Origin of the sequence: Halomonas sp. 72, assembly GCF_052379785.1 — a bacterium.
GTDB classification, from domain to species: Bacteria; Pseudomonadota; Gammaproteobacteria; order Pseudomonadales; family Halomonadaceae; genus Vreelandella; species Vreelandella citrativorans.
On record NZ_JBQSYY010000006.1, the window covers coordinates 33,379 to 56,407 of the forward strand.

The following is a 23,029-nucleotide window of genomic DNA, read 5'->3' on the forward strand; positions in this document are numbered from 1 at the left end:
GCGATGTAATCGATCATACAGCAAGCTTGTCATCTTTATGTACACCACTGTCATATATATTGACAACTATGAACAGAGAAGACTAGCTTGTGATAATCATCAAAACAACAAGAGAAGACGACCGTGAAAAATGACCCTTTGCTCCAGCCGCTACAACTAAAACATTTAACGCTGATAAATCGGGTAATGCTGACTTCTCACGAACCCGCCTACCCCGAAGATGGCATGCCTAAAGAGCTATACCGGGCTTACCACGTTGAACGTGCCAAGGCAGGTATTGCCCTGACCATGACTGCTGGGTCGGCAGCGGTTTCCCGAGACAGCCCGCCGGTGTTTAACAATATTTTGGCTTATAAAGATGAGGTGGTGCCGTGGATGCGCGACCTCACCGAGGCATGCCACGAACACGGTACGGCGGTAATGATTCAGCTAACACACTTGGGTCGCCGCACCCGGTGGGACAAAGGGGATTGGCTACCGGCGGTATCAGCCTCCAATCATCGAGAAGCATCTCATCGTGCTTATCCAAAAAAAGCCGAGCTTTGGGATATTGAGCGATTAATCAAGGATTACACTGACGCCGCCGAACGCATGTACGCAGCAGGCTTGGACGGCATGGAGATTCAGGCGTACGGTCATCTGATGGATCAGTTCTGGTCACCGTTAACCAACGAGCTTGATGCGCCTTATGGCGGTAGCCTGGATAACCGGCTACGGTTTACCTTTGAAGTGCTCCAAAGCATCCGTGAGCGTGTTGGTGAGAAGTTCTTACTTGGCGTGCGTTATACCGGTGACGAGTGCTTACCCGGGGGCTTCGATGCCCGTGATGGCATGACCATCTCGCACCGTTTGAAAGACAGCGGCTTGGTAGATTTTCTTAATGTCGTTAAAGGGCATATTGATACCGATCCGGGTCTGACGGACGTGATTCCTATCCAAGGCATGCCCAGCGCGCCACACCTGGATTTTGCGGGCGATATTAGGCGTGAAGTCGACTTCCCCACTTTCCATGGGGCTAAAATTCAGGATGTTGCGACGGCTCGCCATGCGATTGCCACCGGCAAGGTCGATATGATCGGCATGACTCGTGCTCATATGGCCGACCCACACCTAATGAAAAAAGTCATCGAAGGCCGTGAAGAAGAGATCCGTCCCTGCGTGGGCGCTAATTACTGTCTGGACCGCATTTACCAGGGCGGCGCGGCATACTGTATTCACAACGCCGCGACTGGACGTGAAACCACCATGCCCCATACCATCCCTCCCGCCGATACCAAACGTAAGGTGGTGGTCGTTGGCACAGGCCCCGGCGGGCTGGAAGCCGCCCGTGTGGCTGCCGAACGCGGTCACGAAGTCGTCGTATTTGAAGCAGCAGATACCCCCGGCGGGCAAATTCGTTTAACGGCACAGAGCGAGCGTCGTCGAGAAATGATGGGCATCATCGATTGGCGCTTTGAGCGCTGTCAGGCCATGGGTGTCACGTTTCACTTCAATGTCTTTGCCGAACAGGATGAAGTACTCGCCGAATCGCCGGATGTGGTCATTGTGGCAACGGGCGGGCAGCCTAACGAGGAGGCGCTTCAAGAGGGCAACGAGCTGGCCGTCACCGGTTGGGGTTTACTCTCAGGCCATGTGGCGCCAGGCAGCAACGTGCTGGTGTATGATGATGCAGGCGACCATACCGCCTTGCAAGCGGCTGAGATTATTGCCAAAGCAGGCGGTAAGGTCGAATACATGACAGCCGACCGTGCCTTGGCGCCGGAGGTCATGGCCATGAACCTGGTGCCTTACATGCGTACGTTACAAATGCTGGATACCACGTTCACCCCCACCTTCCGCCTGACTGGTATTAAGCGCGATGGCAGTGAACTCGTTGCCTTGGTCAGCAGCGATTACACAAACGTTGCTAAAGAGCGGCCCGTAGACCAAGTCGTCATCAATTTCGGCACCTTGCCTATGGCCGATCTATATGAAGAGCTGAAGCCGCTGTCGAGCAACCAAGGGGCCGTCAACTATGACAACCTCATTGTAGGCACACCGCAGCCTATCGCTACCGAAGGCAAGTTCCAGCTGTTCAGGATTGGGGATGCCATTTCGCACCGCAATACCCATGCCGCGATTTATGATGCCCTGCGCATCGTTAAAGACTTATAAGCTCCTGGCGCTTAAGTGAGCCGGTTTTCGACCCGGCTCACTATTTTTAGTTTAGTGCTTTTCTTGGTCGTCTAATCTCGCAGGCACTAAAAAGCAGCCTGCGTTAGCAAGGCTGCTTTAAAAGCGGTAAATAACTAAGGTTTACTCATCGGCCGGCGCATAGGATCCATCTTCGCGGTGCACCTCATTGCCACTCAGTGCCGGTGTAAAGACACAGGCCACGGTCATGCCTTTTTCTTTGCCGCGCAGGAGGTGCTCGTCATGCTTATCCAGTAGATAAATATCGCCCGCTTTGATTGGCCAGATTTTGCCATCCGCCAGGGTTTCGACTTCACCTTCGCCTTCATAGCAAAAAACGGCTTCGTAATGATGCTTATACTGAATGTGAGTCTCTGTGCCCGGGAAGATGCGTGTGATGTGGAAAGAGAAACCCGCATTATCCTCGGCAAGCACCAAACGGGTACTGTCCCAGTTACCATTTTCAGCAGTTACCAGTCGGCTTGTTTTACGCGCTTCTTCAAGACTACGGACGATCATAATATGCTCCATGCCTGAACGGCTGGCGATACCAGCCGTTGAGTTTATCGTTAAGGTTCGTTAACTACCCAAAGTAACGTCAGGTTATTCGTTGATAACTGTGTTGACAGCCGCTTCCAGAATATCCAGCGCTTCAAGCAGGTCTTCGTCGCTAATCGTTAATGGGCAGAGGCATTTAACGACTTCGCCGCCTTGGCCGCTTGTCTCAATAATCAAGCCGTTTGCAAACGCTTCGCTGGTAATCTTGTCGGCGATGTCACCCGAAACAACGTCGATACCACGCATCAGGCCGCGGCCGCGCTCGGTAGCCGGCATACCATTTTCAGTCAACAGCGCCGCTAGCTTCTGGAAACGCTCTTCAACAATACGGGCTTTGCTTTGTACGTCGCGCTCAAACGTATCGTTTGCCCAGTATTTTTTAAGCGCGGCAGTCGCCGTTACCATGGCTAGGTTAAAGCCACGGAAGGTGCCGTTATATTGGCCAGGTTTCCACACGTCCAGCTCTGGACGAATCAATACATGAGCAAAGGGCAAGCCAAAGCCAGACAGTGACTTCGAGTTAGTGACGATATCCGGCTTGATGCCGGCATGCTCAAAACTGAAAAACTTGCCGGTACGGCCACAGCCTGCCTGGATATCGTCCACGATGAGTAAAATATCGTGTTCACGGCAAATACTTTCAAGCCGTTTTAACCAGTCCAAGCCTGCTACGTTGATACCGCCCTCGCCTTGCACGGTTTCAACAATAACCCCTGCGGGAATATCCAAGCCGCCTGACTGGTCGCCCAGTAATTTTTCAAAGTAATCAAGCGTATCGGCATGCTCTCCCATATAGCCATCATAGGGTAAAAAGCTTGCCCCTTGCGTCGGAATGCCGCCGGTTGCTTCGCGGAATTTACGGTTGCCGGTGGTGGCCAACGCCCCCATAGTCACACCGTGGAAACCGTTAGTGAACGTCACAATATTGTGGCGACCTTTGGCTACGCGCGCCAAACGAATAGCCGCTTCAACTGCATTCGTCCCGGTCGGGCCAGGTAGATGAACTTTATAATCCAGCCCACGCGGTTTAAAGATGAGTTCTTCGAGTGTTTCGAGATATTCCCGTTTAGCTGCCGTCCACATATCCAGACCGTGGACAATACCGTCGCTAGACAGGTAGTCAATCATGGCTTGCTTGAGATGCGGGTTGTTATGACCGTAGTTAAGCGTTCCGGCACCCGCCAAAAAGTCGATATATTCGCGACCGTTTTCGTCGGTTAAACGAGCATTTTGCGCTTTGGTAAACACAACGGGAAATGAACGTGAATAGGTACGAACATTAGATTCCATACGTTCAAGCGATTGGGTCTTCATTGGCGACCTCCTTGTGTCATCGTTAAGCCGAGAGATGTCGAGAACATCGTGGCAATACGGATAGAAAAAGAAAAATCAGATGTGATCAGTTTGGAATGGGCCGATGCGAACCAGGTTCTCTGGGTCATGCTCCCCACCAAGCTGTTCGGTAGAGAAATATTCACGGCTATTTAACGGCGCATGCCAGCGAGTGGCTAAACGCCGAAACAGTCCCCAGGAAGCCAGGTTGTCAGGTGTAATAGTGGTTTCCAGGTGGTGAACATCGGCGAGTTCAGGGCGAGAAAGGATGGCTTCAACAAGGCGGCGGGCAAGCCCTGTACCGCGTGCTTTTTCACCTACGGCTACTTGCCATAAGAAATAGGTATCGGGGGCGTTGTCTTTTACATAGCCAGACACAAATCCGACTATTTCGCCCTCTTCGTTGGTGGCAACAGCGCAGGTATCACGAAATTGGGTGGCTAACAGCAAGTAAGCGTAAGCAGAGTTAACGTCCAGTGGAGGACACGCTTTTACCAGCTCGTATATTCCCCAACCGTCCTCTGCATTTGGCTTTCGGATATAGAGAGGCGCTTCTGAAAACCCAACGACCGCGTCGGCAACGGTGGGTCGTGCGAGCTCAGATGAAGGGGTAAAAGGTTGCATTGGCGTATTCATGGTTATGCTTCGCTGTAGCGAATTTGAGCATCATTATAACAGCTGATTATTAGCAATTCAAAAGCCATATTATCCACCACTCTGTTTTCCATAATTTATGGTTATATTAGGCTTGGTTTTTTAATACTGACATCGCCACTGGCGAAATAAAAATATGAGTTTAGTCCAACTTTTAAAAAACGGTGATATTAAAAAAGCGAGCCACTGGCTCGCTTGATGTACTGCACATTAGGAAGCTGCTGGCAGGTTAATGCCGGGTAACGGTCCGCATGGTGACAAACTCTTCAGCACCGGTTGGATGAATACCAACGGTGAGATCAAAATCCTGCTTGGTAAGGCCAGCTCTAACGGCGATGGCAATGCCTTGGATAATTTCCCCGGCCTCTTCGCCTACCATGTGCGCTCCGACTACAATATCCGTTGCGTCATCAACAATAAGCTTCATCAACGTGCGCTCCTGGCTTCCCGACAAGGTGTGCTTCATCGCCCGGAACTCCGTGGAGTAAACCCGAATGTTGGTAAACTTTTGGCGGGCGCCCTCCTCGCTTAAGCCAACTGTGCCAATATTGGGCTGACAAAAAACGGCGGTAGGCACCGTAGTGTAATCAAGCCGTGTCGGCGTGGTGTCTTTGAAATGATAATCCACCAACTGCATGGCTTCAGCCAGCGCCACTGGGGTAAGCTCTGGACCAGCCGTTAGATCTCCAAGCGCTAACACAGACGGGACCAGCGTTTCATAATGTGCGTTAACCGGAATCTTGCCGTTGCCATCCAACTGAATACCCAGCTCTTCAAGGCCCAGGCCCTGAATATTGGCTTTACGCCCTGTTGCTGCCAGTACAGCGTCTACCTCTAACGTCTCGCCGGTCGTCAGATGAACGTTGTAGCCGGATTCAATGGCTTCAATACGCTCTATATTGGCGTTGAAATGCAGATTGACACCTTTTTTATCCATTTCCTGACGCGTGAATTCACGCACTTCATGATCAAAGGGTCTCAAAAATAGATCGCCACGATAAATCAAATGCGTTTCGCTACCCAAACCATTAAAAATACTCGCAAACTCAACGGCGATGTACCCGCCGCCCAGGACCATAAAACGCTTGGGAAATGTGTCTAGATCAAACACCTGGTTAGAGTCCAGCGCATGCTCATTACCCGGGAAATCAGGCACCCATGGCCAGCCACCGGTGGCCAATAGTATTTTTTTTGCGCTCACGTGAGTAACGCCGTTTTCATCTTCTAACGCCACCGTATGTGCATCGACCAGTCGACCGCGAGCGCTAAGCAGGGTGACGTCTGCCCCTTCCAGCATGCGTTGGTAAATATTGTTTAAACGCTTAATTTCACTTGTTTTATTGTCTCGCAATGTGGCCCAGTCAAAGGTGGCCGGCTCGGATAGCTGCCAGCCAAAACCTGCAGCGTCATCAAAACTGTCATGAAAATGTGCGGCATAGGCATAAAGTTTCTTGGGTACGCAGCCTACGTTGACACAAGTCCCCCCGAGATAGCGGTCTTCCACAATAGCGACGTTGGCACCCGTTGCTGCAGCCATGCGTGCAGCGCGAACGCCCCCTGAACCTGCGCCAATCACTAATAAGTCATATTGATACTCAGAATCGGCTACCATTATTTGCTCCTAAAAATTGGCATGCGCGTTAAGAAACCGACGGCACATGCTTATTGACCTTAGTCGCGATGAAGGTTAAAACCTTCATCGCTTGCTTGATTTCGCCTTAACCTGACGATGTAACGATACGGAGACTCAATGTCTGACCCTATTGCGACGCTCCTCGAAAATAATCGTGCCTGGGCTGAACGCATGTGCGAAGAGGATCCCGAGTATTTTAAGCGCCTGTCTAATCAGCAAAATCCTGATTATTTATGGATAGGCTGTTCTGATAGCCGGGTTCCCGCTAATCAGATTATTTCATTACCACCAGGCGAAGTGTTTGTTCACCGCAATGTCGCCAACCTTTTACATCACACCGACATGAATGCGCTCTCTGTTGTGCAGTATGCGGTCGATGTCCTTAACGTGAGCCACATCATGATTGTGGGGCACTACGGCTGTGGCGGTATTAGAGCGGCAGTGACGGGGGGTGAGTGCGGTGTCGTTGATTACTGGCTGCACTCCGTCCGTGAGCAATATAACCACCATCGCCACTCGCTTGATCACCTTCCGTTGGATGAGCAAATTGACCGTATGTGTGAGCTTAATGTTAAAGCACAGGTTAAAAGCTTATGTCGCACTAAAATTTTGCAACGCGCCTGGCAAAGCGGCCAGAATATTTCAGTACATGGCTGGGTCTACGGCTTAAGCGATGGTCGTGTTAAAGACCTTAAATGCACCGTCACTGGGCTGGATCAGGTAGAAACGCTTTACCGCATTGATCGAGTGCAGCCAACCGATTAAGCCCCAAGCGACTATTGCCCGAAGCAATAGTCGCCTTTGCCTGCTAATACCGCGTTATCTACCCGCCAATGGGGCATGTTACCCCTGTCCCTTTTAAGCCACAGTATCCGTTAGGGTTTTTGTCCAGATATTGCTGATGGTACGCTTCTGCAAAATAGAAAGTATCCAGCGGCTTTATCTCGGTGGTAACAGTACCTTTACCTGCCGCCTCTAACGCCTTTTGGTACGCTTTGGCACTCTGCTCAGCCGCCTGCTGCTGTTCATCGGTGGTTGTATAGATAACAGAACGATACTGCGAGCCTATGTCATTTCCCTGCCGATTGCCTTGGGTCGGGTCGTGTTGCTCCCAAAATATCTGGAGCAAGGCGTCAATATCGGTTTTGTTGGGGTCATACACCACGCGAACCACTTCAGCGTGCCCGGTCCGCCCCGAGCAGACTGCATCATAATCGGGATCAGGCGTTTGGCCACCCGCATAGCCTGCGGCAGTCACGTATACGCCTGGTTGCTGCCAAAAGAGCCGCTCGACACCCCAAAAGCACCCCATTCCCAGAACGATTTCCTGATAACCCTCAGGATACTGCGCTTGCAGGGAGTGTCCGCTAATAGTATGAACATGGTTCTCGGTTAATCGTGTCATATCACTCTCTATTCGTTTCGTGCTGAATCACCGGGTTGCCTCGGCGAGTAAAAGTATAAATCAAATCAATCGCCTGATTAGTACCCGATACAGCTTGCACGTATAAGTTACGCCATAGCGTATAGCGAACGGTTAGCTCTGCAATGGGCGAGAAAATTCCCACACCATAGCTAATTCTAATATCTTCGGTCAGCTGACCGCTAAGGGCAACCTGACTTTCATCCCCGGCGCCGGTTGTATCCAGCGCCAGGTCATCAATGCCAAATGATTGCCCAATAGAGCCGACAGCACCACCTACACGGCCTAGCGACATTCCGATCAACGCAGTTGTCAGTGCGCTGTCCATCCCACCACTTGAATCCTGGCTACGCCCGCGCAGTAAGTAGGAAAGCGCTTGTGTTTCCCCCATGGAAGGCTCAGAGAAAATCCTGACGTTAGGCTCTGCGGCACTTCCGGTAACGCGGACCCCAGCAATAACGTTATCTTCTGTTCTATCAGGATTACGTATTGCTTCAAAGTCCAGTGAGGGAAGCGATGGTGGACCACTAAACAGGAGTTGGCCACGGCGAATCAGCAAGTCCTGCCCAAAGGCCTGGAAACGCCCGTCAACCAGGTTTACACCCCCAAAAAGCTGAAGTCCACCGCTATCCTGGCGAACTTGAAGTGTCCCGCCCAAATCGGATTCCAGACCATAAGCGGAAATATGCATATCGCGACCTAGCGTCAGGTCAATCAATACATCAAGCGTCATGCCCGTTTGGCCTAGCTCCTCCGAATTACTAATCCCCCCATTTGCCGCGGCCCTTAGCGCGGCCTCTTCTGCCATGCGGTCGTCGCGCTCAGTAATGATGACCTCATCAGGGCTTGGCTCAATAGCGGACGAAGATCTGGAACCAATAACAAGCCGGGACCACGGTAAATCAACATTACCGCGCACCTGTAAATGCTCGGGTGTAACACGTACCCGAATATCCGGGGCGACTTCTATACGACCAAATTGGGGCAGCACCAGAAGGACGGGCTCCTGAACTGCTTCAAGATCGACACCGATACGCCAATCATCTAGCGCTGGCCAATAGCTGTCGCCGGTAATGTTAAGCCGACCTTTTTCGGCTTCCACAAACCCATTGATATTCCCCTGCTCTCCATCAAATAAAAGCGTAAGTTCGCCATCACGGACGTCAACAGGGATACCTGGCCCATGAACATGCAGGTTGCGCAACGCTAACGCACCCTGTAAATCTGGCTGGCTTGTGGTTCCGCCAATGAGCACCCGCCCATCAAACTCGCCTTCAAGACGGTCTAAGCCGATGGCCATGGGTAGATAAGGTTCAAGCAACAGTTTATTCGCGCGTAGATCGCCATCTAGCGTGCCCCGCCCCATCGGATCATCGAGGGTAAGATCCAGGGTTAGCTCTCCCGCCTCAGAAAACGAGAGTACGATGTTGGCGTCCGCTTGTGCTTGATTCGCTTGCACCTGAACATTGAGGTCAATAGCAGGAAGCTGAACCGGCTGTCCATAATCGTTAACAGCGGTAATGGCGAGATTGCTTAGTAGCTCTACATCAGCCTGCCAGCGCGCTCCACCTTGACGCCAGTCAACAACCATATCGGCCGTTGTATCACCCTCAAACGTCCACTCTTCAGGCAGGAAAGGTTCGAGCATTTCCATAGGTACTTCGCGTACGCTTACCACCGCATGGCCCTGGTTAGCCGAGGCGTTAATCGGCTCTTCAGAGCACACCAGCCCGCCTTCCTCACGGCGCAAACAAAACGCGGAGAGACGCGCTTGACCATTGGCGAGGTTATAGCTTAGGTCCAAGGGTTCCGCTAGGCGAATAGTGCCCGCCTCGGAATCAATCTCCAACGGTGTCAAACGTCCCTGGTAGACGTGGCGCTGTTGATCAAAGCGACCATTCAACGCCACTACCGCACGGCTTAATGGACTCTCTGGTTGACCTTGCACAGTCGCTTCAAGCTGGTGCTGGGAAAGTCGGCCGGTTAGGTTCAGGTCAACGGCCTCAAGATCCTGCCCGCCTGCAAAAATCTCTTTCAAGCCTAGCTGAACATCAAGTCTTGGATCCTCAAGCCCCTGCACATTAGCGTTAAGCGAGAGTTGCTGCACAAGGCTGTCGGTGAAGCGCAGATCACTGCCTGACAAGTCGGCAACAAGGGTAGGTTGCTCAAAACTACCTCCGGCCTGCAGGTTACCCGTTAATGTACCGCCCAACTCAGGCGAGAGCGTATTGAGTTCACGTAGGTCAATATCAGCCTTCAAGGACATTGCCCGCTCGCTTAGCTGGCCTGACGCGTGAAGTCGGTTGTTGCCCTGAGCGAACTGAAGTTGATGAATATCGATTTCCAGATTACTGTTAGCATCCAGCGCCGCCTGCAAGGTCAAGGGATAATCGCGAAGCTTGCCTTCAATATCGATGTTTGCCACGCTAACCGACCATACATCGTCTAGCTGGCGCACGTTGAGATCAATATCGCCGGTTAAGCTACCTTCCATTTGGTCAACAAAATTGCCGGGATTAAACTGATCCAACCAGACCTGTGCATCGACCGTTAGCGGCGCTAACCAGTGGATACGCCCTTCGCTGCGCAGCCTGCTTTCTTCTACCTGCAGAACCAGCGGCTCCCAACGGAAGTGATTAGCATCGCCATCGCCTGTCAGTGTAACGCTAGCGCGAGGCAACTCAGGGCCATGCGCCTCAAGACTAACCTCCGCATGGTAAGCCTCCATGCTGCCTTCCACCGTCAGGTTAACCGCCTCAGCCACATACGGCTGGGTAGCGCTCGCACCGTCGGCCGCAGGTTCGTCTACCAAGGGCCATTGCAGTCGTTCACTTTGCAAACGCGCTTGGAAAGATAAATCAGGTGTTGACCAATCGACATGCCCCTCGCTGCGCAGCGTGTTTTCCCCCAGTTGCAGAACTAAAGGCTGCCACTGAAAATGGTCAACGTCTCCATCGCCAGTAAGCGTTACCTGAGTAGGTGGTAACTGAGGGCCCTGCGCGCGTAGGCTAACCTCGGTGCGGTAAGCCTCAAGACTCCCCTCTACCGTAAGGTCAACGGCTTCAATCACATAAGGCTCAAGAGCACTCTCGCCTGCTGGCGGCGCTGCTTCTACTAAAGGCCATTGCAACCGGTCGCTTTGCAGCCGCGCATGGAAAGGTACGTCGGGTGCTAATGCATCTACGCTTACTGCAAGGGATGCGGTTACCACGTCTGAGGCACTAAGCTCAGCCTGTAGATTGTTTAGCGGACCGGACAGCGTAAGGGCCAGTTTTTCCCCCCTTAATTCTGGATAAAGTTCGGGTAAAAACAGCTCGGCATTTAACTGCGCTTCCAGCGGATAACTACCGGTTAAGCCCACATTGCCTACAAGAGTGGCTTCAACATCCTTGGTCACCACATCAAAAGATGTGATATCTACCTTACTTTCCTTCGTGCTACCCGCTAACTGCAAGCGCTCGACAGTGTATTCAAAGGCACCTGTCAGTTGAACATCGGTTACTGTCAGGTCGCTCACGCTTATATCGACAGGTAAAGCGATCTCGGGCAGCTCAATACGCTCACCGTCAGCCAAGCGTTGCTCGGGCGGCGGAGCTGGTAAGGCATCCTCTTGAGGTTGAGGCGTGGCCACGGCAATGGCGCCGTCAATGCCCTCAGCCGCTAGTGAGGTTTGAGCACCCTGCGTAAGCTGAACACCCGCTGAGGGCGGTAAATAAATGGTCAACTGATCAAGATGTGTTGGCGCTAAATCAACGTTGCTCCACGCGGCACTAGCAGATGATTCAAATGATGCCCATTGAATACGCGTACCATCTGCAAGCTGCACATTGCTATTATTGACAACCACCGAGCGCAGCTCGATAGGAAATGGCAGATGTAGCCGGAAAGGCTCGCCCGACGCTTGTGGCTCTTCAGGCGTGTCATCTGCACTCAAGCGCACATTTAATCCATCAGCGTGCAATGTATCCAGGCAGAGTCGTCCAGAGAGGAGGCAATCATCGGCCCAGGCAATCTCAAGGTCAGCAATGCCGATCGTTAGGTTGCCTAGATCAAGATGAAAGCCTTTTAACGTAAATTGTTCCAGTAATGCGCCGTCTTGTTGCTCGTAAGAAAAGTATCCCCGCTTCTCCCCTTGTGAGAATAAAAAATCCGTCCCCCAAGGCGATAATGCCGTACCCAGTAGCAGTGCGACTAACCCAAATAACCAAAGTGGCAGAACAATAGCCAGCCGTACAAGGCTCCAGATCAATAACCACGCCCGGTGTCGGGGTGAGTATGGTTGGCGCGTCGTAGAAGTAGAAGATTCAACCTGGGACAAAGCGTACTCCTAGAATTCCGGGCCGATGGAGAAATGCACACGATATGCATCGTCGTTATCGAAGGGGTGCGCTACATCAAAGCGAATTGGCCCTACCGGCGATACCCAGCGGACACCCACCCCGGCGCCGGTTTTTAAATCGTGTGGACCCCAGTTATCGAACGCATCACCGGTATCCACGAACGTCGCCGCCCACCAGTCGCCCCTAACACGACGCTGATATTCAAGCGTCGAGGTAATCATTTGACGCCCGCCCTGCAAGCGACCCTCGTCGTTTCGTGGCGACAGGCTCTCATAGGAGTAACCGCGCACGCTGCGATCGCCCCCTGCGAAAAAACGCAGCGAGGGTGGAATTTTGGAAAAATCATCTGTTTCGATAGCGCCAACGCTTAGCCGTGCTAAAAAGCGATTATCGTTGTTGATAGTGCGGATAAATTCGGTATCACCGGTTAAACGCAAAAACTGGGCGTCTGATCCCCACACTGTGTCGGAATACTCAATCGAGAGCTGCTGACGGTCGCCCCAAAGAGGGAATCTCTGTGGCCGTGTCCGCGTTCGGGACCACTGGATGCCTGGATAAAAGAGCCAGACTTTGTCTGCCTCTCCCCCTTGAGTAAAGTCTTCATACGTTGTTCGAAAATACACCGACTGGATCCAGTCGTTGTCAAATTGCCAGCGACGAGCCAGCTCAACAGAGCCTTGCATCGACCGGGTATCGCTATTATCAATATTGCGAACCCCGTACTGCAATCGATAGCTATCGCGGAGCGGGTCTTCAAGGGGAACGTTGTAAACACCGGTAAAACGCTGTTCCGGCGCGGAAAGATAAAGGTCATGATTCAGGCTGTGACCTAAACTATTAATCCATGGCTGGTGCCAGCTAAAGCGTAAACGAGGGCCTACATCTGTCGCATAACCGATACCCACCTCATACTGGTGACGGTTCGCAGGATCAACGTTCACATCAATGGGCAAACGAATATCGTCATTTTTATTGATAGTCAGTACGCTCGCCAGTGCCGCACTACTAATCCGCGGGCGCTTCGGCTGGGAAGCCGTGGCTGACTCCCACCAAGGCGAGGCTCCCCCCTCAGGAGGCGCAACCACCAGCTCTTGGGCCGTTGTCAAACGAGGGCGAATCGAAACGGATCGAAACCAACCGGTTTCAACCAAGCGCTGCGTATAAGTAGCAAGTGACTCCGCGAGATAGGGATCGTTATCCTCATACGTCTGCATATTATGCAGGCGATCAAGAACAATGTGGCTCCCTGTGATATTGGTTTCGCCAAACCGAAAGCGTGGGCCGCTATCAAAATCCATATAGAGGCGCGCACTTCGTAAATAAGGGCGCACTTCCATACGCCGTTTGGTAAAAGCCCAATCAAAGTAGCCACGTTCGATAGCTAACCCCGAAAACTGCGAACGCAATTGATCCCAGGGCGGCTGAACTAACGGGTCGCCTACTTTTAAGGGAAAGCTATCCAGGGCGTCTTTAAACGTAGGATCATCTTTGGCATCGCCATCAACATTAATCGCAAGCTCCTGAATTTCGACTCGAGGACCAGAATCAATATTGAGTACAACGGCAGGGTCAATTTGAATCTCAACGGTGGGCTCATAATAACCATAGACACGCATTGCCACTTTTGTACGGCTACGTATCTCACCCTCTAAACGAGTTTGGGTATATTGTTTTTTATCAATGCCCTCTAAATAGGCGCTGATATTATCTTCAACGTCGCCGTCAACCCCGTTAATAGTAGCCGTTAACGCCAAAACTGATGGAACATAGGCAAAACTCAGAGGGAGCGCAATCAAACAAGCCATCCGAGTAGCTGAAAGCCAACGCCACTGTCTTCCCATACAATAAACTCCCTAACAAACTCTTTTGTTGGCGGTTATAGCCTGTTCCACTACTACTATCTAAGCATTTCTATTTGGGCGCTAAAAGCGAGTTGGGCCTGGCGAATTTGCCGTATATCACTTTCAAGGGTAGATAAACGCTGAGTCCACTGCTCTTCAAATGCCGCAATTTCATCACTTGGAGAGGATGAGTCTAACTGTAGCGTATTTAGCTGAGTGTCCAATTGATTAAAGCGCTCGCTCAAAGCAGCGATTTGCTCTTCCAACTGCCCTGTTACTGTTTGGTTTAACTGATTGACCTGCTCTACCAGTGACGTGAGCTGCTGAGCGGTGGTTTGTTCCACATGATTAACCTCTTCAACAAGGTTTTGCCGACCGGATATGCCCGCCTGTTCCAGTGCATCCAGGGAGGTGCTAAACGCAGCCAATCGGCGATCACGTAAGGCAGCCTGCTCTTGGTACTGGGAAAGGCGCTGATTAAACGACGTTATCATCTCATTGGATGGGCGCTCTTCGTCATCTGTCAGCGCACCATAAAGCTCTTCACGCGTATTGATTAACGCAACAGACAGCTGCTCCTGCTCTTGGAACAGCGTTGTCATCTGAGCCTGCACTAGCGCAATTGTATCCTGCACATCAGTATCACCTGAGTCCAACCGAGCATGAACGTTAGAGACCTCGCCACTGACGCGGTGGAGTTCGGTTAATAAACGCTCGCGCTCAAACCACAGCACGACAGCGGCGCCTGCGAGTAGCGCACAGAACAAGAGCATTCCAAGCCATAAGGGCCATACGAGAGGCCCTTTTCGGTGGCGCAAATGCTGGGCCGTTAAGCTTTGGCCTACATCGGGAACAATACGTTGGGAAGGCGTCGGATTAGGCATGGCATTTTCTCAAAAAGACGTAGGGTCGGCACGACGACCAATACCACGGTACTTTAAGCCGCAGTTGGCAACAAATGTAGGGTCGTAAATATTTCGACCATCTAACACCAGCTTAGCGCTGAGTAGCCCTGCAAGTCGATGCCAGTCCGGGTTCCAGTATGACTTCCACTCCGTAACCAGCATTAGCGCATCGGCACCTTCACACGCCTGATATGGGTCTTGATCAAATGTTTGAAGGTCATCGCGCTGCCCAACAAGCTGATGTAATGCGCTAGTAGCGGCGGAATCATGAAGCTTTACCTTTACACCTTGTGCCCACAAAGCGTCTAAAAGCGTCAATACCGGCGCATGGTCGATACGTGCTGTGCCAGGCTTGAACGCGGCTCCCCAAATAGCGATCGTTTTACCCGCTAACTCGCCTTCAAAATGGGCCCAAAGTTTACGAAACAGCGTCTCTTTTTTCTGCTCATTAATGTCCATGACCTGTTCAAGCAACGCGGAGTAACGGCCGCTTTTTGACTGAACATCTGCCAGGCGCATTAAGTCCCGCGAAAAGTTGGGGCCACCAAAACCACAGCCGGGATACAAATACTCAAAACCGATACGTGTGTCGGCCCCCATACCTTGGCGAACATGCTCAACATCCACGCCTAGTGTATCGGCTAAACCGGCAATTTCATTCATGTAGCTAATTCGTGTGGCCAGCATGCCATTGATGGCAAGCTTGGTAAGCTCTGCCGCCCTACGCGGCATGGGCTGGAAAACTTCTTGTCGGCGATTGAACGCGCGTAAAAGCTCGCGTGCAACCTGCTCTCCGTGGGCATCATCACACCCAAGCAGCCAACGCGTGGGGCGAGTAAACGACGCCCAGGCACGCCCTTCTTCAAGCGTATCAGGCAAGGCCACGCTGCTATGTTGGCCTCTCATTAAATCATCCAAGCGCTCCGTTTCGCCGACCGGAAACGTAGAGTTATTAATTAACACAGCACCTTGCTGCAGACATAGTTCCGACTGTTGAAGCAGTGTGCTGGCGTCGTTACGCTGGCTTGGCGAAAGTGCAAGCCAGACAACATCAGCCGAAGACGCTTGTGATACATCATCAATCAGTACTAACGTGCCATCGGCCAGTCCCTGCTGGATATGCGGCATTAGCTCCGGCTCACTGCGCAGCCAAGCCACCTGCGAAAGAACCGTCCAGGGCGCACTCTGATGAGGTAACCACTCTACTTGATGACCTACCCAGGCTAATGCGGACGCTGCTGTCACCGCACTTAGTTCACTGCCGTAAAGAAATACTCGCATTTACCGAACTCCTTGTACGGCGGAAAAGCGAGAAAATATAGCCATAAGATTCATACAATGGTCCTTTTCATGCGTTCTGACCTGGGAGTGGTTAGAATGTCCATAATACTGAATGATTGAGTGGATGCCACTCGCACTTGATGCTAATAACCAGGCTGGATAGGAAAACACTATCCATTGCTGACTGACGATGGGAGTCAACACATGCAAGCGACACCTCAGGATAGCACTGCTGATCGCTACCAAGGCAACGTCGATGCAGCGGAAGTTGCTAAATTTGAAGCACTTGCTAGCCGCTGGTGGGACCCAAAGAGTGAATTCAAGCCGCTACATGAGATAAACCCCCTGCGTCTGAATTTTATTGACGCACGCGCCGGTTTAGCCGGAAAACAGGTGCTGGATGTGGGCTGCGGAGGCGGTATCCTGAGTGAGTCCATGGCACATCGTGGTGCCAAGGTAACGGGCATTGATCTTGGCGAAGCGCCACTTGGCGTTGCCAGGCTGCATGCAGAAGAGAGCGGCGTGTCCGTTGACTACCAAAATATTAGTGTTGAAGCGTTGGCTGCTCAAACCCCGGGACATTTTGATGTCGTTACCTGCATGGAAATGCTGGAGCACGTACCTGACCCCGCCTCAGTGATTCGGGCCTGTTGTGCATTGGTACGCCCTGGCGGCTATGTGTTTTTTTCAACGCTCAACCGTACGCCAAAATCCTACGCATTTGCGATATTAGGCGCCGAATATGTCCTTAGGCTACTGCCCCGCGGCACCCACGACTATGCCAAATTTATTCGTCCGTCTGAAATGGCGGCATGGTCCCGCCAAGTGGGCCTGGAAGTACGTGAGCAAACAGGGCTGACCTACAACCCTCTTACTCGTCGCTACCGCTTAGTGGCTGACGATGTCTCTGTAAACTACATGATGTACTGCCGCAAAGTGAGCCAATAGATGCCAACGACGCCACCGCTTGCCATTCTGTTTGATCTTGACGGAACCCTGGTGGATACCGCGCCCGATCTTGCTCAAGCAACGAACGCCCTACGCGCCCACCACGGGCTGGCGCCCCTGGCCTACGAGCAGATTCGTCGTCAGGTTTCCAATGGGGGGAGCGCGCTAGTCACCCTGGCGTTGGATCTTGATCACAAAGCCCCAGGCCATGATACCGCCCGCCAGTTTCTGCTCGATGCCTATGAACAAGCCGTAGCGGTGCATAGCCAAGTATTTATCCCGCTTGACCAATGGCTTATTGAATGGCACGGAAATCAACGGCCCTGGGGGATTGTCACCAATAAGCCGCGCCGCTATGCCGAGCCTTTACTCGCCGCATTAGCGCTGGAGCCCGGTGCGTTGCTGTGTGCCGATGACCTGAGTGTTAAGAAGCCCGACCCGGAACCTTTGTGGGAAGCGGCCCGTCGTTTGGGCGTCGCGCCGGAACAGTGCTGGTATGTCGGCGACCACGTACGTGATATGCAAGCAGCGAAAGCCGCTGGTATGACAGCCGTTGCGGTCGGATATGGTTATATCAGTGAAGAGGATGATTATCAGCAGTGGCCCGCCGACCTGTGGTTTGAAGAGTGCTCAATGCTGGTTGATGCATTAAACGCTTTTAATGATGCGGCGTAGTTAGCAGCTATCACTACAGCTGGCGTAATAACCACCGTTAGGGCCTTGCTTTAAGGCTTCTTTTTAAAGGCTCTTTTTTAAAGGCGCTGCATTCAAGCCCTAACGGTAGAATTAAAGATTAAACACGCGGCGGCTGCGCATCAAACTTTTGGCCGCTAACACCGGCACTATCGGGGCCCATTAGCCATAAATAGGTCGGCATAATGTCATTGGGCGTTCGAAGTGTGGCAGGATCTTCACCAGGGTAGGCGCTTCGCCGCATTTGAGTGCGGGTAGCTCCCGGGTTAAGGGTATTCACCCGGATATTGGTTTGATGCTCAAGCTCGTCGGCCAGCACTTCAACAAACCCTTCGGTGGCAAATTTGGAAACCGAGTAGGCCCCCCAATACGCGCGCCCTTTGCGTCCCACACTGGATGAGGTAAAAATAACTGAGGCGTCGTCTGATTGCTTAAGCAACGGTAATAACGCTTGAGTCATCCATACTGGGCCATTGATATTCACCTGCATGACCTGCTCCCATAGCTCAGCATCGTACTGCTCGAAGGGAGTAATCCGGCCTAGCAATCCAGCATTATGCAAAAGCCCATCCAAACGACCAAACTCTTTATCGAGCGTTTTCGCCATATCATCGAAGTCACTAAGCGTTGCGCCTTCAAAATTAAGCGGAAAAATAGCGGGCTGTGGCCCACCTAACGCCTCAATTTCGTCGTAGACCCGCTCCAGCTTTTCGATAGTACGGCCTAGCAAGATAACGGTCGCACCGTGTTGCGCATACTGCAACGCTGCCGCACGACCAATCCCATCGCCGGCTCCAGTGACCAATACGACACGGTTTTCAAGCAATTGCGGCGATGCTTGATAGTCGATTTTGCAACTCATGATACTTCCTGCAAACAAACATTTAACGTGATATTACCCAGCCGACTGGCGGAGAAAATCATTGGCAAGCCCAGCCGCACTACTTTGCGGATAGTCGTCACGCACTTGCTCTAGCAGCTCACGGCTGCGCTCTGCATCGCCTTGACGTGCTTTAACCAAACCAAGTTTATAAAGGGCATCGGGCACTTTACTGCTGCTATCAAAGTCGGTAATAACCCGGCTAAAGGCCGCATCGGCATTATCAAGCTGGCCTTCAGCGGCATACAATTCACCTAACCAGTAATAGCCATTAGAGGTCAAGCTGGTATCAGGATGAGCAGTGACGAATTCATCAAACGCTTGAATTGCCTCTTCAAATTGGCGTGCCTGAACATGGGAAAAGGCAGCCTGATAGTCCGCCTGGGCATCATCACTCACGTTACGTGCTGAGGGTGCACTGATAACTTCTTGAGCGGCCTCAGGTTCAACCTGTGGCGTAGACTGCTCTATGGGCGTAGATCCACTGCTCATTAGGCGGTCTTCGATGTCCAGATACTGCTGCTGCGATTGGCGACGCAATTGTTCAAGCTGATGGCGCAACTCTTCAATTTGGCCACGCAACTGTTGGATTTCCTGCGTGTGCGCTTCCACCTGGTTGAACAGCACAAGGTTGCCACCGGATGCTTCCTGACGCTGAGTCTGCTGATAAAATCCGCTGGAATTACCGGAAGAAAGATCCTGGACCAGCGGCTGCTGGGCAATAGCTGCAAGGGGCAATACGGACAGCGGGAGCACTAAGGCTCCCGCACCGCACAGCCTCTCAAAACAGCGTTTGAGACTGTGATTCATGACGACTCCGTAGACAAAGTCGGCGTGCCGTTTACACGCCGTCAATATCAGTAATTAAATACAACGCGACGGTTTTGGGCATAAGCATTTTCGTTATGACCATTTACTGCCGGACGCTCTTCGCCATAGCTTACAACAGTCATTTGTGAAGGAGAAACGCCTTGGATATTCATGAAACGCTGAACAGCGCGTGCGCGACGCTCGCCCAGTGCCATGTTGTACTCCCGGGTACCACGCTCATCGGTATGTCCCTGTAACACAACCTGGGCACTCGGATTAGCGCGCAGGTAGCGTACATGAGCCATTACCGCAGATTCATACTCGCTCTTGATAGCATCGCGGTCATAATCGAAGTAAATCGTGCGTACCTCAGGAATGCGAGAGTCAGCTTGTTGACCAGCGCCTGTACCTGAGCCGGTAGTAGAGCCATATTGACCACCGGTACCCGCACCAGAAGTGCCAGCGCCCGTGCTGCTGCCATTCTGGCTTCCGTAAGAATCCCCATCCTGGGTTCCGCCGGTGCTGGAGCAACCAGCAATCGCTACGATAGATAACGCTACGGCCAATGAGCGAGCCAACGGCTTAAGTTGCATAATCAGACTCCTTGCCTGAAAAAATAACACGATAGATCATTAGTTTAAAAACGGTGACCATGCGGGGTCACGTACTTCGCCTTGAGCAGCAGGAAGCCGGAATGACGATCGCCCGTCGGCAGAAACGGCACTTAGCACCCCATTGTTACCCTCTTGGTTAGCGAAGATTACCATGGTCCCGTTCGGCGCAACACTAGGAGATTCATCTCTTATCGAATCGCTTATTACGACCAGCCGCCCTCCATCCAAATCCTGGCGTGCGACCTGGTATCCTCGGCTGGAACGGTGGATTAAAAAGATCTGATCGCCGTCCGGAGAGTAGCGCGCGCGGGCATTATAATTGCCGGTAAATGTCACGCGGTTTGTCTCGCCGCTACCTAACGAAAGCTGGTAAATCTGAGGGCCGCCGCTACGATCAGAGGTGAACAGCAGGCTACGACCATCCGGTGACCAAGCGGGCTCAGTGTCAATGCTATTGCTGTTGGTAACGCGTTCTACCGAGCGGTTAGCGATATCCATGATATAGATTTCAGGCTGCCCATCCTTGGATAACGACATAGCGATACGGCGACCATCGGGGGACCACGTAGGTGCACCATTGATACCGTCAAAGGATGTTGCCATGACACGCTGACCGGTGGCGATATCCTGGATATAAATCGCTGGGCGCTCCGTTTCAAAGGAAACATAAGCAAGCTTGCGTCCGTCCGGCGACCAAGTGGGCGACATAATCGGTTGATCAGACGTTAATACCTGCTGGCTATTGCGACCATCAGCATCGGCTATATAGAGACCGAACTGCATATTATCGCCAACCCCTTGGGCCGTTACGTAAGCAATGCTGGTTGAGAAAGCACCGCGTATATCAGTAATCGCCTCAAATATCTGGTCGCTGATGTAGTGTGCCGCACCACGCAGATCATCGGCATTCGCTGTGACGGTTTCGCCAATCATCCGGCGCTGGCCACTGACATCCATCAGGTCAAACTGTAGCTGATAGCCGTTGTCCGTTTGCTCGGCACGCCCAACGACCAGATAACGCACGTCCAATGACCGCCAGGTCCCAAACTCAACATCATCCGCTTGGTTTGGTTGGTCAAACATGGCACTACGCTCTAGCGGTGAAAATAGACCACTACGCTCAAGATCATCCTGAATGATTTGAGCAACATCTTCCGACATGCCCTGATTGCCTGCGAAAGGCACCACCCCAATGGGTAATGCCTGGTCGCTGCCCCGTGTAATTTCGATGGTCAAGTTTGCATTCGCAGCTGCGAAACCACTTACTAGCAGTAGTACGCAAAATAACCACACTTTCCTTAGTTTTTGCATCAGCGAACATCCCCCGGGGTAAATCGCAGATTAAATTGACGTAAGTTCCGCTGCTGTTCCGCAGGTAAATCTCTTAATTCACCAAACGGTGCAGCATGTTCAACGGCTTGCATGGCAGACCGATCAAATGCACTGTCGCCACTAGATGTAGCAATTGACGTTGCAAGCAGCTCGCCCGAAGGGCCTAAACGTATTTGTAGCGTAGCACTCAATGAGTCGCTTGCTCCAGGTGGGATCAACCACGCCTGTTCAACCGCGCGACGCACAATATTGATAAAGCTATTGGCGGCCTGCTGCGCTTGCTGTGCATTGGCTGCTGCTTCCGCCTCACCTTCTAACTGGCGCTGCATGGCGGCTTCCGCTGCGGCAGCAGCTTGGCGTTCAGCTTCTTCACGAGCACGCTGCTCTTCAGCTTCACGTTGACGCTCTGCTTCGGCTTCTGCCTGAGCTTCTGCTTCGGCTGCTGCCTGAGCTTCTGCTTCGGCCGCTGCCTGGGCTTCTGCTTCAGCTGCTGCCTGAGCTTCTGCTTCGGCTTCTGCTTCAGCTGCTGCCTGAGCTTCTGCTTCGGCTTCTGCTTCGGCTTCTGCTTCGGCTTCTGCCTGAGCTTCTGCTTCGGCTTCTGCTTCGGCTTCTGCTTCGGCTGCTGCCTGAGCTTCTGCTTCGGCTGCTGCCTGAGCTTCTGCTTCGGCCGCTGCCTGGGCTTCTGCTTCCGCCGCAGCTTGGGCTTCTGCCTCACGGGCTTGAGCTTGCGCCGCCTGTTCTTGCGCTAGTCGTTCGGCTTCCTCAGCGCGGCGTTGCGCTTCGGCTTCTGCTGCGGCTTGGGCTTCTTCCAACGCTTGTTCCTGCGCTTCAGCTTCAGCGGCAGCCTGCTGCTCGGCCTCTTGGTTATCCGGCTCTGGCTCAGCTACCTCAGGCTCACTCACTTCCGGCTCAGGAACAGGTTCAGTTGAGCTGTTCATTGCCGCCTGCTGTTCAGTTACCTGCTGGGCCTGATCTGTGAACGTCTCGGTACTCACAAACGTGGCCTGAACAATGGATGAAGAGTCAGGTTCCGGGGTTGAACTGGGCCAATTAATAAGGCTAAAAACAATAATAGCCAAATGCACAGCGACCGCGAGGATGATTGGCAATGTGTAGCCAACGTCTTGCGGGTCATGCGGCGCAGCAACGGTTACTTGCGGCTTGCCCTTACTCATCTTGCGGCGGCTCTGAAAGCAGTCCTACGTTTTCAACGCCCGAGCGCTGGAGCGTGCTCATGAGTAGAACAATTTGTCCATACTGTACGCCTCGGTCGCCACGCACCATGACGGGCGTGCCCGGGCGACGTTGCAATATGGCCGAAACGCGTTCTGATATTTGCTCAAGCGAAACGGCGGTTGAATCCTCACCCAGCGTAATAAAATATCCGCCTTCACGATCCACCGAAATAATGATCGGGTCACTGTCCTGAGTATCGATCGGTTCGGATGACACCTGAGGCAAATCCACCTGAACGCCTTGCGTTAGCATCGGAGCGGTAATCATAAAAATGACCAGCAGTACCAACATAACGTCGATAAAGGGGACAACGTTAATCTCCCCCATCGGCTTACTTTTGCCGCTGCGATTGAACGGACCTTGCATGGCTAACTCCC

General features: G+C 52.4%; 19 protein-coding genes. 4 read left to right on the forward strand and 15 right to left on the reverse strand.

The window, feature by feature from the left end; translation table 11 throughout:
- The first annotated feature begins 123 nt into the window (after positions 1 to 123).
- On the forward strand, positions 124 to 2,154 hold the full coding sequence (locus ACT3T6_RS08275) for an NADH:flavin oxidoreductase (RefSeq protein WP_193053551.1): 2,031 nt from the start codon (positions 124 to 126) through the stop codon (positions 2,152 to 2,154).
- Between the two features lie 141 nt (positions 2,155 to 2,295).
- Here ACT3T6_RS08275 and ACT3T6_RS08280 read toward each other — a convergent pair whose 3' ends face one another.
- The 4 genes from ACT3T6_RS08280 to gorA all read right to left on the reverse strand — a co-directional run bounded on the left by ACT3T6_RS08280 (position 2,296) and on the right by gorA (position 6,328).
- Positions 2,296 to 2,691: an ectoine synthase gene (locus tag ACT3T6_RS08280; protein WP_172116624.1), complete on the reverse strand. Its 396-nt coding sequence runs from the start codon at positions 2,689 to 2,691 to the stop codon at positions 2,296 to 2,298.
- An 84-nt stretch (positions 2,692 to 2,775) separates the two neighbouring features.
- The gene (gene ectB, locus ACT3T6_RS08285; protein WP_193053550.1) at positions 2,776 to 4,044 is read right to left on the reverse strand and encodes a diaminobutyrate--2-oxoglutarate transaminase; all 1,269 of its coding nucleotides are present in this window, start codon (positions 4,042 to 4,044) and stop codon (positions 2,776 to 2,778) included.
- 75 nt (positions 4,045 to 4,119) lie between these two features.
- A complete protein-coding gene (gene ectA / locus ACT3T6_RS08290; RefSeq protein ID WP_172116622.1) occupies positions 4,120 to 4,698 on the reverse strand; it encodes a diaminobutyrate acetyltransferase in 579 nt (192 codons plus the stop codon).
- Positions 4,699 to 4,945: 247 nt separating this feature from the next.
- On the reverse strand, positions 4,946 to 6,328 hold the full coding sequence (gene gorA, locus ACT3T6_RS08295; protein WP_193053549.1) for a glutathione-disulfide reductase: 1,383 nt from the start codon (positions 6,326 to 6,328) through the stop codon (positions 4,946 to 4,948).
- A 138-nt stretch (positions 6,329 to 6,466) separates the two neighbouring features.
- Here gorA and can point away from each other — a divergent pair, with 138 nt between their 5' ends.
- Positions 6,467 to 7,114 (forward strand): carbonate dehydratase, encoded by a 648-nt coding sequence (gene can, locus ACT3T6_RS08300; protein ID WP_087105449.1) that lies wholly within the window; start codon positions 6,467 to 6,469, stop codon positions 7,112 to 7,114.
- Positions 7,115 to 7,172: 58 nt separating this feature from the next.
- Here can and msrA read toward each other — a convergent pair whose 3' ends face one another.
- The 5 genes from msrA to ACT3T6_RS08325 are packed head-to-tail and all read right to left on the reverse strand — an operon-like array spanning position 7,173 to position 16,139.
- The gene (gene msrA, locus ACT3T6_RS08305; protein WP_193053548.1) at positions 7,173 to 7,754 is read right to left on the reverse strand and encodes a peptide-methionine (S)-S-oxide reductase MsrA; all 582 of its coding nucleotides are present in this window, start codon (positions 7,752 to 7,754) and stop codon (positions 7,173 to 7,175) included.
- Position 7,755: 1 nt separating this feature from the next.
- A complete protein-coding gene (tamB, locus tag ACT3T6_RS08310; protein WP_226913429.1) occupies positions 7,756 to 12,090 on the reverse strand; it encodes an autotransporter assembly complex protein TamB in 4,335 nt (1,444 codons plus the stop codon).
- Positions 12,091 to 12,099: 9 nt separating this feature from the next.
- Complete coding sequence (tamA, locus tag ACT3T6_RS08315; RefSeq protein ID WP_172116619.1) at positions 12,100 to 13,953, reverse strand: autotransporter assembly complex protein TamA; 1,854 nt, start codon at positions 13,951 to 13,953, stop codon at positions 12,100 to 12,102.
- 56 nt (positions 13,954 to 14,009) lie between these two features.
- Positions 14,010 to 14,837, reverse strand: a complete 828-nt coding sequence (locus ACT3T6_RS08320; protein ID WP_193053547.1) for a hypothetical protein — start codon at positions 14,835 to 14,837, stop codon at positions 14,010 to 14,012.
- A gap of 9 nt (positions 14,838 to 14,846) precedes the next feature.
- Positions 14,847 to 16,139, reverse strand: coding sequence for a nucleotide sugar dehydrogenase (locus ACT3T6_RS08325; protein ID WP_193053546.1), 1,293 nt, complete (start codon positions 16,137 to 16,139; stop codon positions 14,847 to 14,849).
- Positions 16,140 to 16,343: 204 nt separating this feature from the next.
- Between ACT3T6_RS08325 and ubiG the strand changes: the two genes are divergently transcribed.
- The gene (gene ubiG / locus ACT3T6_RS08330; RefSeq protein WP_172116616.1) at positions 16,344 to 17,087 is read left to right on the forward strand and encodes a bifunctional 2-polyprenyl-6-hydroxyphenol methylase/3-demethylubiquinol 3-O-methyltransferase UbiG; all 744 of its coding nucleotides are present in this window, start codon (positions 16,344 to 16,346) and stop codon (positions 17,085 to 17,087) included.
- Positions 17,088 to 17,762: an HAD family hydrolase gene (locus tag ACT3T6_RS08335; RefSeq protein WP_193053545.1), complete on the forward strand. Its 675-nt coding sequence runs from the start codon at positions 17,088 to 17,090 to the stop codon at positions 17,760 to 17,762. It abuts the gene before it with no gap.
- A 118-nt stretch (positions 17,763 to 17,880) separates the two neighbouring features.
- On the opposite strand, the gene ACT3T6_RS08340 is transcribed toward ACT3T6_RS08335, so the two are convergent.
- From ACT3T6_RS08340 to tolR, 6 genes are read right to left on the reverse strand one after another with little or no spacing between them, the layout of a single operon-like run.
- Entirely contained in the window at positions 17,881 to 18,642 is a 762-nt protein-coding gene (locus ACT3T6_RS08340) for a YciK family oxidoreductase (RefSeq protein ID WP_193053544.1), read from the reverse strand.
- Between the two features lie 33 nt (positions 18,643 to 18,675).
- Positions 18,676 to 19,470, reverse strand: coding sequence for a tol-pal system protein YbgF (ybgF, locus tag ACT3T6_RS08345; protein ID WP_193053543.1), 795 nt, complete (start codon positions 19,468 to 19,470; stop codon positions 18,676 to 18,678).
- Between the two features lie 47 nt (positions 19,471 to 19,517).
- The gene (pal, locus tag ACT3T6_RS08350) at positions 19,518 to 20,063 is read right to left on the reverse strand and encodes a peptidoglycan-associated lipoprotein Pal (RefSeq protein ID WP_172116612.1); all 546 of its coding nucleotides are present in this window, start codon (positions 20,061 to 20,063) and stop codon (positions 19,518 to 19,520) included.
- A 39-nt stretch (positions 20,064 to 20,102) separates the two neighbouring features.
- Positions 20,103 to 21,395, reverse strand: a complete 1,293-nt coding sequence (gene tolB, locus ACT3T6_RS08355; protein WP_172116611.1) for a Tol-Pal system beta propeller repeat protein TolB — start codon at positions 21,393 to 21,395, stop codon at positions 20,103 to 20,105.
- Complete coding sequence (gene tolA / locus ACT3T6_RS08360; RefSeq protein WP_287076441.1) at positions 21,395 to 22,591, reverse strand: cell envelope integrity protein TolA; 1,197 nt, start codon at positions 22,589 to 22,591, stop codon at positions 21,395 to 21,397. The genes tolB and tolA overlap by 1 nt, the downstream gene beginning before the upstream one ends.
- On the reverse strand, positions 22,584 to 23,018 hold the full coding sequence (gene tolR / locus ACT3T6_RS08365; RefSeq protein WP_193053541.1) for a protein TolR: 435 nt from the start codon (positions 23,016 to 23,018) through the stop codon (positions 22,584 to 22,586). The genes tolA and tolR overlap by 8 nt, the downstream gene beginning before the upstream one ends.
- Between the last annotated feature and the right edge of the window lie 11 nt (positions 23,019 to 23,029).